Raw genomic sequence first — 9,000 nt, 5'->3', positions numbered from 1 at the left:
TGAGGTGGTCCCGTCCGTTCGGACAGTTTTGCGGGCTTGATAAGCTATACCCGGTTGTCGTTATGCCGCCCTTCTGACAGCGTTGCTGTTGGCCATCTGGTCCGGGGTTAACCCCGGACCAGATGATGTCGGCACGTCATGATACGCCTCATCGGGCGTACGTCCAGCCAGCGCCATATGCGGACGCCTTTCGTTATAATGGGCGATCCATCTGCCAAGCCCGGCCCTCAGCTCTGATCCGGTCTCGAACGCGTGCAGGTAGACGCATTCATATTTCAGCGACCGCCACAGACGCTCGATAAACACGTTGTCCAGCCAGCGACCGCGCCCATCCATGCTGATGCGGATCTGACGCTCTTCCAGTATCCCGCTGAAACGGGGTGTCGTAAATTGCGACCCCTGGTCAGTATTGAAAATGTCCGGGGCGCCATAACGCATGAGGGCATCCTGTAGCGCCTCGATACAGAACTCCACGTCCATCGTGTTCGATAGACGCCAGGACAGGACCTTGCGCGTGAACCAGTCCATGATCGCCACGAGATAGAGAAATCCCCGTTTCATGGGAATATATGTGATATCGGAACACCAGACCTGGTCAGGCCGATTGATGACCAGATCCCGCAGCAGATATGGATATTTCCGATGCTCCGGATGAGGCACGGTCGTGCGCGGCTTCTGGTAGATCGCCCGCAGGCCCATGATCGCCATGATCCGCCGGACCCGCTTGCGGCCCACTTCATGTCCCAGGCGGCGCAGATGCCATGTCATCTGCCGTGAGCCATAATAGGGCGTTTCCAGGAACTGGGCGTCGATCAGCCGCATCAGCTCCAGATTGGCCTCGCTCTGTGGCACAGGCCGATAGTAAACGCCCGACCGGTTGAGTTGCAGCAGCGTGCATTGCCGGATTATCGGCAGGCATGCTCTCTTCGGGTCAATCATCTGCCGCCTCTGATCACGCCCAACCGAGCAGAGGCATCCCGCAAAAAATCCCGTTCCACCAGCAACTGGCCGATCTTGGCGTGCAGTTTCTCTACATCAGCAGGGCTGACTGAAGGTTCCGTTACTGACTTACCAGAAAAAAGGCTTGCCATGCCCTCGATCGCCTGCCGTTTCCATTGGGCGATCATCGTCTGATGCACGCCATGTTTCGAAGCCAGTTCCGCCAGCGTCAGTTCCCCACGGATCGCCTCCAGCGCAACCCGTGACTTGAACTCTGCCGCATACCGTTTCCGCGTAACCTTACCCATAAAACCCGTCCTCGTTCAGGCCAGATGATAGCTTATCGCCCTGTCCGAAAAATGGGGACCACCTCTATCTTCCTAAGATAGGTTCTTCGAACCCTTCCAGATCCCGAACCTAATATTTCGTCTCGTTTGGTATAATTAGGGAGCTATGACGATTGGCTTCTTGCTTCGCGGGGGCGGGACGATACGATAGAATAGTCCTAACCACTCTCCATCTGCCATCAATAGTGGGGTATTCCCCCACTATTGAGCTTTCTAAAATTAATTAGGCAAAACAATGCGAAGCCAGTCACCTTGGAATGCACGTCTCCCAGACGGAACTGGACCGGCGGCGGAACGCCTAGCCGACGTGCTGGGATCAGACATACTCCATGGTATTTTGTCTGTTGGCGATCGACTGCCAGCACACCGTGACCTCGCGTGGCGTCTGGGCATCGGCATTGGATCCGTTACGCGTGCTTATGCCATTCTTGAAAGACGCGGATTAGTGCGGGCCGAGCATGGGCGTGGATCTTTCGTTGCAGCACGGGCGGATGATCGGTCGATTTTGCTGGATATGTCCACCAATATGCCCCCGCCCATGTTTAGTGATCGAGCACTCGCTCGCACCCTATCACGTCTGGCCCGTACCGTCGACGCCGCCCTTTTTAACGTTTATCCACCTGTTGCTGGACATATCGAACACCGTCGAATTATGGCGCACTGGCTGACAGGTTGCGGTATCGAAATCGATCCGGAAAATCTGTTACTGACTGGTGGAGCGCAACAGGCACTCAGCGTGGCGTTCACCGTCGCGCGCCCACATGTGCGCAGCGTTATAACCGAAGAGGTGACCTACCCCGGCATGCTGGACACAGTACGTCGCGAAGGAAAAACCTTGCAAAGTATTGCCATGGATGCGCGCGGGATGATGCCTGATGGGCTGGAAGCCGCCTTATCGTCACCCCAAACTGGACGGGCATTAGTGTATGTAACGCCCACCCTGCATAATCCAACCACCGCTTGCATGGATAGCGATCGAGTACATGCCATTGCCCAGTTATGCCGCCGGTTCGATGCTCTGGTCATCGAAGATGGTGTCTATGCTGGACAGAGCAAGCTAAATCACACTCTCGCGGCGCTCATTCCGGAACGGACTTTTCATGTTTCCAGTCTGTCAAAAATCATCAGTCCAGGTTTGCGCATAGGCGCGCTGGCTCCCCCAGCTGCATTCGCAGCGCAGACACTTCCAGTACTGCTTGCATCATCCCTGATGATCGCTCCCCTGTCCTATGCGATGATGGCTCAGTGGTTAAGCGATGGGACGGCTAGCAGCATCCGTCAATCATTACGTGCCGAAGCCGTAAGACGACGGAATCTTGCGCGTAATATATTGGGTAAACGCATGACAGAACCGGGTGGAGACGGCTTTCACCTGTGGCTGCCCATGGATGTATCCACAGCAGAAAACGTCGCTGCAAACGCAAGGGCACTCGGTGTGTCAATCGCACCGCCAAGCGCTTTTGCCAGTTGCGACACCCTGCAAACAACAGGCGTGAGGCTCGCTCTGGGTGCCGTATCCTTCAAAAATCTGACCGTAGCGCTGACGCGCATACGTCAGGCATGCGAACTAGTAGAAAGAAAAGTGTCACGCGACACTATAGTCGTAGGCTGAAAGTGTCACTCCACGTTAGTCTGACAAGAACAGTCAGGCGGCGGAGAGAAAGCATGTCAGACCTATCAACAAATGTCCTTACTATCATTGCCGAAATTTACATCCAACCTGAACACCAAGATGCCGTCCTCGGCGCGGTTGCGGCATGCGTTATCGCGTCGCGTTTAGAGCCGTCCAATATCTCCTATGACTGCAAGCGTGACCAAAACGACCCGCAGCATCTCGTGTTTATCGAACAGTGGGAGAGCCTCGACGCGCTTCTAATTCATGAGAAGACGGCACATTTCCTGGCCATGAAAGAGACGTTTACGGCAGGACTGGAAAGACCATTGACGGTCACATTGCTTGAGCCGTGTCCCCGGATGGCCTGACGATGGCAAAATACGTCTATATCATCGGAACGCGAGACACCAAGGACGCAGAACTCTGTTATTTGCAAACCAAATTGTCGGAACGTGGTGTGCTCTCCAGAGTTGTCGATGTCTCCACAGGACGCAATTGCACCGGTGCCATTCAAGCCACCGATGTCGTGGCATGGGACGTCGCGTCATGCCACCCGCGTGGGCCCGATGCCGTATTCGGGAATGTCAGAGGTCCAGCAATTGCAGGAATGTCTGATGCGTTGTTGCACTATCTCTCCTCGCGCCCTGATGTGGCAGGAGTACTGGCACTCGGGGGGTCTGGAGGCACCGCACTGGTAGCACCTGCTTTGCAGGCACTGCCCATCGGTGTTCCAAAAATTCTTGTGTCCACCGTGGCATCTGGAAACGTTGCGCCTTATGTTGGTGGATCCGATATAGCAATGCTATATTCCGTGGTCGATATGCAAGGGCTGAACCGTGTGTCGCGGCGGGTGCTCGAAAACGCAGCGAATGCCATGGCCGGTATGGTGCGTTCTGCGACGCATGAACCCGAAGACCAACGCCCTGCGATTGGCTTGACGATGTTTGGTGTCACGACACCCTGCGTCACACACCTGACTGATACCTTGCATCATCAGTTTGATTGTTTGGTGTTTCACGCCACCGGCACGGGTGGTCGTTCGATGGAACAGCTTATTGATCGTGGAGTCATACGCGGTGTAATTGACGTTACGACAACGGAATTCTGCGACCTCATTGCGAATGGTATTTTTCCTTGTGGAGAAGACCGGCTCGGCGCAGTTGCACGCACTAAAGTGCCTTATATCGGCAGTTGCGGTGGTCTCGACATGGTCAATTTCGCTGCCCGAGATACGGTTCCACAAAATTATAGAAATCGTGTTCTGGTAGAGCATAACCCACACATCACACTGATGCGTACATCAGCCGAAGAATGTCGTCAGATTGGGAAAATGATTGCCGAACGCCTGAATCACTGCGAAGGCCCCGTCGCATTCTTTATACCGGAAGGCGGCTTTTCTTTACTTGATGCGGCTGGAGAGGTCTTTTTCGATCCCGAAGCCGATGAAGCATTCGTCGCGGCGTTATCAGGGATGCTGCGCGAAAGCGCAAGGCGAAGGCTGATACGCCTGCCATATGCGCTCAATGATTCTGCTTTTGCTCAGGCAATGGCGGACGAATTTCAGACAATGTTCAAGGAGACAGAATTCAATGCCTAGCATTGCACGCGAAACTATTCTTGGTCGTTTGCGCGGCCTCATCGCAGAAGGGCGCCCTATCGTTGGAGGCGGAGCAGGAACAGGTCTTTCCGCCAAATGTGAGGCGGAGGGTGGCATCGATCTGATCGTCATTTACAACTCCGGTCGTTACCGCATGGCTGGACGCGGTTCACTTGCGGGGTTGCTTGCCTATGGCAATGCTAATCAGATCGTTATGGATATGGCACGTGAGGTGCTGCCAATTGTCCCAAACACACCAGTACTTGCCGGCGTGAATGGGACTGATCCATTTGTGGACTTTGATGTATTCCTCGACGAAATACGCAGAGTGGGTTTTTCTGGTATACAAAACTTCCCGACAGTCGGGCTGATTGACGGTACATTCCGGAAAAACCTTGAAGAAACCGGCATGAGCTATGCTATGGAAGTGGATGTCGTCGCTCGGGCCCGCAAGAAAGATTTGCTCACGACCCCTTATATCTTCGACCCAGAGCAAGCTATCAGCATGACAAAAGCGGGCGCGGATGTTCTGGTTGCCCACATGGGCCTGACAACTGGTGGCAATATTGGTGCAGAAACAGCATTCACACTGGACGACTGTATAACGCTGATCAACCAGATGACGGATGCTGCCAAAAGTGTGAGAGACGACGTCATCGTTCTTTGCCATGGCGGACCGATTGCAATGCCTGAAGATGCCCAAAAAGTCCTCAAGGCTTGCCCTGATTGCCATGGATTTTATGGTGCATCGAGTATGGAACGGTTGCCAACCGAACGCGCGCTGGTCGAACAGACACAATTGTTTAAATCTATGACGCGCTAGTATTCTTCCTGAAGGGCATGTTAGGAAATAGTAATGTCTTAAACATGCCTTTCTTTTTCTTTCCGTACATTTGAAAAATTCCATGAATAGCCATATAAATCAGGAGCATAGACATGATAGGAAGCGATGTCAGTGATGCTCTGCTCCGGCCCAAGTCTCGGGAACAGATCCCCGACGATGAAGAGATCGCCAGTCAGCGTCACGGCTGATAGTGTGTATGACACAAGGCGATCTTATGAAACCATTACCAGCCCTGATACATGGTTGATCATACCTCCCAAAAAGAATGTAGTGTTATGGCGCCTCGCATCAGCAAAGATGCCATCACCCGAAATGAAACTCTGTAGGCCTACGGCTATCCCGGACGGGCCAAGGGGAACGATGGAACACCCATCAGACAGGCCGTCTCATAGGCCTAAGCACCCTTAATGCCCTCTCCGCGTTGACAGGGTAAATTGTACAACAGAGCCACACAACAGGAGAAATTTCATGTCCCTCGACGTCGCCAGTGCCATTCTGCAACGCCGCGCTACCAAAGTCTTCGATCCCGACCACCGCATGACGGACGCTGAACTCGACACACTGCTCGGTCTCGCCCGTCGTATGCCAACGGCGTTCAACATCCAGAACTGGCGCTTCGTCGCCGTGACCGATCCAGAATTGCGCGCCAAGATCCGCGCCGTCTCATGGGATCAGGCTCAGGTTACCGACTCTTCCGTGCTTCTGGTTCTCTGCGCTGACATCAAGGCGTGGGAAAAATCCACCACGCGCTACTGGGAAAACGCCTCCACCGAAGTGCAGCAATTCATGACCGGCGCGATCGATCAGTATTATCGTGGACGCGAACAGGTCCAGCGCGACGAAGGCATGCGCTCGTGCGGTATGGCAGCGGCAGCCATCATGCTACAGGCCGAAAGCATGGGCTACGGCACATGCCCGATGGACGGGTTTGACTTCGACGCAGTGGGCAAGCTCATCAATCTTCCCACGGACTATGAAATCGTCATGTTCGTCGCGGTCGGCAAATGCGCCAAGGCTCCTCACCCGACGGGCGGCATCCTTCCGACGAACGAGATTATTTTCAGAAATACGTTCTGAGCCATTACCCCGGTCTAATGTTACCAGAAAGCTGCCCGTGACAAACGCTACCGCTCACACGACATTCCGTCTGACACCGGCGATAACCGGACTGTTCGCCGGGGTGTGCGGCCTGACGGTCGCGAACATCTACTACGCGCAGGCTCTGATCGGCCCCATCACGGGTGCACTGGCCATTTCCTCCACATGGGCGGGAAGTATCGTCACGCTGACCCAACTCGGCTACGGGGCTGGGTTGGTCCTGATCGTGCCGCTCTGCGACCAGTCCGAAAACCGTCGTCTGATCCTCCTAACGATTGCCGGGCTTGTCGTCAGTCTGATCGGAGCGGCGCTCAGCACCTCAGTCGCGACATTCATGCTGTTTTCCGTCACCATCGGTCTGTGTTCCGTGGGATCGCAGATTCTGCTGCCGCTCGCCACGCATTTCGTGGAACCCGGTCAACGTGGCAGAACGATCGGCAATATCATGGGCGGTCTGCTGTCGGGGATCATGCTCTCGCGGCCCGTCGCAAACGCTATGGCGGCCGCGTTCGGCTGGCGAGCCGTGTTCTGGGTCTCTGCTGTCGTCATGATGCTCGCGGGTCTTGGGCTGGCGCGCGTTCTGCCCGTTCAGGCCCCAACCCGTCGCATGTCTTACGGAAGCCTCTTGCGGTCGATCATGCATCTTCTGGTCCAATACAGGACGTTAAGGGTTCGCATCGCCTGTCATAGTCTCGTCTTCGCTGTCTTCAACATGTTCTGGACCGCCATTCCGCTTTTGCTTCATGCCCAGTTCGGCTTTAGCCAGAGCAAGATTGCCCTCTTCGCACTCGCGGGAGCAGGCGGCGCACTGGCCGCTCCTCTCGCAGGACGCTTGGCTGACGCCGGACTGACCCGTCCGGCGACACTGAGCGCAATCGCACTCGTAGGCGCAACGTCTCTCACCTCGGGCTGGGCCGTCGCTGCAGGTTGGATTATCGTCCTCGCGGTACTTGCGCTGCTGCTGGATGGTGGGGTGCAAACCAATCAGGTCATCAGCCAGCGCGTGGTTTACAGTCTCAACGACACTGCGCGCGGACGCCTGAATGCTGCTTATATGGGCGGTGTGTTCGTCTGCGGTGCGCTCGGATCGTCTTGCGGGGCCGCACTCTACAGCATTGCAGGTTGGTGGGGCTTTGCGATCGCAGGAACGCTCATGTGCCTCGCCTCCCTCGCGCTCTTTGCCGCCACGAATGGTAGGCATGCCGCCTCATGAACCCTGCTCCATTCTCTCCGTCCCTGATCTGGTTTAAAATGCACGAACAGATAGAAATTCAAGACTAGTCTGCTTACCGGCGTCGACCTTCTTGATTCATTCGTTCAGCGTATGCGTCGAACAATCTACCTTGGTAGTACTCGATCTAAGTGATATCGGCTGAATTTTATTATCGGTGTCCTCATTCGGCTATCAAATTCAGAGTTCCAGAAAGACAAATTACTGGAGAATTTCGTTAAATTCCAAAACGTTCCCGTCTGGATCACGAATAAAACAGACGACGCGTCTGTCATGCCCCATATGCACTGGGCCTTCTGTGATCGTAATCCGTTCCTGTTTCAGCCAGGCCACAAGACCCACCATACTTTCGATAATAAATGCCGCATGTGTGTATCCTGGATATTTGACAGGAACATCCATCAGAATATTACCAGCCGGGTCTGACACACCATTAAAAATAAGATGAATACGAAGCCCGGATGGGTGATGTAGACCACAGGCTTTCACCGCTGGAGCGTATTCTTCTGGATCACGGATGAAGCCAAATTTGGCATAAAACCGTTCGGAAACGGCGAGATCCGTCACACGAATGCCTACATGATCTAGACTCAGATGAGAGAAGTTCATTGCGCCTCTCCTGTTTTTAAATCCGCTACAATATTCGCGAATGGAACAAATCCCTCCAGGCGTTCCGTGCGCTGCAACCATCTACCAATGGCCTTGTATTCTGATAGATCAACATTTCCTTCCGGAGCTCTCGCGACATAACTGTAAAGCGCGACATCCGCGATTGTCGGTTCTTGGGTTCCTGCGATCCAGGTCCGGCCCAGCAAGGTTTGCTCGATCACTTTGAGTGTGTCATGAGCACGCTGGATGACCTCTTCCGGATTGAAGGGGGCTCCAAAGACTGTCACAAGACGCGCAGCACAGCATCCATATGTGATTTTTCCTGCCGCAACAGACAGCCAGCGTTGAATTTCCGCCTCTGTTACTAGGTCCTCTGGCAGCCAATGAGATGGCCCCATTTTTCGCGCGACATAAACAAGGATGGCATTGGAATCCGCAATGATAGTCCCGTCATCATCTAGAACGGGAATTTCTCCAAAGGCGTTCAGCCTTAAAAATTCCGGAGTTCTCTGCTCACCCGCGGCAAGGTCGACAAGCGTCAATTCGTGAGGCAAGCCGACAAGAGAGAGAAAGAGGTGCGCCCGATGCGCATGCCCCGAAAGGGGATGATAATAGAGCTTCATGGGGAACTCCCGAAAAAAACGGTTGAACAGATACGTTGTCTTCTCACGCAACAAAGCGTGCGATAATCTACCAAAAGCGCACTTCATTATTGCGTTT

9 protein-coding genes are annotated in these 9,000 nt (G+C 54.2%); 6 read left to right on the top strand and 3 right to left on the bottom strand.

Features of this window, described 5'->3' with window-relative positions:
* Positions 1-60 precede the first annotated feature (60 nt).
* Positions 61-1,247 (bottom strand): IS3 family transposase gene (locus JK202_RS14595; protein ID WP_194266174.1). Its coding sequence is split into 2 segments (ribosomal slippage): positions 61-977 and positions 977-1,247, totalling 1,188 coding nucleotides; the frame shifts between segments, so codons are not numbered across the junction.
* A 274-nt stretch (positions 1,248-1,521) separates the two neighbouring features.
* Here JK202_RS14595 and JK202_RS14590 point away from each other — a divergent pair.
* From JK202_RS14590 to JK202_RS14565, 6 genes are all read left to right on the top strand, one after another.
* Positions 1,522-2,898, top strand: coding sequence for a PLP-dependent aminotransferase family protein (locus JK202_RS14590; RefSeq protein ID WP_211562115.1), 1,377 nt, complete (start codon positions 1,522-1,524; stop codon positions 2,896-2,898).
* A 53-nt stretch (positions 2,899-2,951) separates the two neighbouring features.
* Positions 2,952-3,269: a putative quinol monooxygenase gene (locus JK202_RS14585; protein WP_206035008.1), complete on the top strand. Its 318-nt coding sequence runs from the start codon at positions 2,952-2,954 to the stop codon at positions 3,267-3,269.
* Between the two features lie 2 nt (positions 3,270-3,271).
* Positions 3,272-4,498 carry a Tm-1-like ATP-binding domain-containing protein gene (locus JK202_RS14580; RefSeq protein ID WP_211562113.1) on the top strand — a complete coding sequence of 409 codons (1,227 nt, stop codon included), beginning with the start codon at positions 3,272-3,274 and terminating at the stop codon, positions 4,496-4,498.
* Positions 4,491-5,321 carry a phosphoenolpyruvate hydrolase family protein gene (locus JK202_RS14575; protein WP_211562111.1) on the top strand — a complete coding sequence of 277 codons (831 nt, stop codon included), beginning with the start codon at positions 4,491-4,493 and terminating at the stop codon, positions 5,319-5,321. Before JK202_RS14580 ends, JK202_RS14575 begins: the two co-directional genes overlap by 8 nt.
* Before the next feature lie 489 nt (positions 5,322-5,810).
* Positions 5,811-6,419 (top strand): nitroreductase family protein, encoded by a 609-nt coding sequence (locus tag JK202_RS14570; protein WP_211562109.1) that lies wholly within the window; start codon positions 5,811-5,813, stop codon positions 6,417-6,419.
* Positions 6,420-6,456: 37 nt separating this feature from the next.
* Positions 6,457-7,653 (top strand): MFS transporter, encoded by a 1,197-nt coding sequence (locus tag JK202_RS14565; protein ID WP_349291873.1) that lies wholly within the window; start codon positions 6,457-6,459, stop codon positions 7,651-7,653.
* 219 nt (positions 7,654-7,872) lie between these two features.
* Here JK202_RS14565 and JK202_RS14560 read toward each other — a convergent pair whose 3' ends face one another.
* Both JK202_RS14560 and JK202_RS14555 read right to left on the bottom strand, forming a co-directional pair.
* Positions 7,873-8,280: a VOC family protein gene (locus JK202_RS14560; RefSeq protein ID WP_063904056.1), complete on the bottom strand. Its 408-nt coding sequence runs from the start codon at positions 8,278-8,280 to the stop codon at positions 7,873-7,875.
* Entirely contained in the window at positions 8,277-8,903 is a 627-nt protein-coding gene (locus tag JK202_RS14555; protein WP_063904081.1) for a glutathione S-transferase family protein, read from the bottom strand. The genes JK202_RS14560 and JK202_RS14555 overlap by 4 nt, the downstream gene beginning before the upstream one ends.
* Between the last annotated feature and the right edge of the window lie 97 nt (positions 8,904-9,000).

Origin of the sequence: Gluconobacter sp. Dm-62 (assembly GCF_018256155.1) — a bacterium.
Classification (GTDB): domain Bacteria; phylum Pseudomonadota; class Alphaproteobacteria; order Acetobacterales; family Acetobacteraceae; genus Gluconobacter.
This window is presented reverse-complemented; position numbering and strand designations above follow the sequence as displayed.